Here is a 732-nt window from a genome sequence, read left to right on the forward strand (position 1 = left end):
CTGCCGAGGGCGAAAGCCCCGAGTTCATCGACCGCGACGACGAGATCCCGTTCTGACGAACGGGGCCTCGGCCCAGGCCCGGCGGGACAAACCGCCGGGCTTCCTGCATCGTGCCCCCGGGGCGCCGCGAATAGAGTTGCGTCAGATCGCTCGGATCAAGGTCTCGCATGCATCTGTGTTCAAACGGCATGTTGGTGCGATGGCGCATGAGGCTCAAGTCTGCCATTTTGGCCAAGGCGGCGCCAATACGACAGTTCTGGCCCTGCGGCTGGTTTGGCTTTGGCGACGGAGGGGATGAACCATGGAATGGCACAGCGACGAGGATTTGAGAAAACTTGAGGAGGCGCTGATGGCGCTGCCCGAGGAAAACGATCCGATGCTGCTGCCCGAGTTCGACGGGTTCTGTGCCGGTTTGATCACCTGTCCTGAGATGATCCCGCCTTCGGTTTGGCTCGCCAAGGTTTGGGGCGAGGGAGGCGCGCCTGAATTCGAGAGTCTGGCTGATATGCAGGCAACACTCGATCTCCTGATGGCGCATTATAACCGCGTTGCGACCGCGCTGATGATGCCGGGCGAGTATTTCCCGGTGATGGATGAAGACCAGCGTAACGGTGACATCTTGTGGGAATTCTGGATGCTCGGGTTTCTGGCTGCGATGCAGCTCAGGCCCGAGGCGTGGGGAAAAATCGCGGCCAGCAGAAATGTGCGCGCGATCAAGGCGCTCAAGAAAAT

General features: G+C 60.4%; 1 protein-coding gene. It reads left to right on the forward strand.

What is annotated here, in order from left to right:
• Window positions 1–301: 301 nt before the first annotated feature.
• Window positions 302–732 (forward strand): UPF0149 family protein (locus FBT96_RS17800; RefSeq protein WP_136909041.1); only part of this gene is annotated, 431 nt, incomplete at its 3' end.

Source organism: Rhodobacter capsulatus (assembly GCF_005144475.1).
In the GTDB taxonomy this organism is placed as follows: Bacteria; Pseudomonadota; Alphaproteobacteria; order Rhodobacterales; family Rhodobacteraceae; genus Rhodobacter; species Rhodobacter capsulatus_C.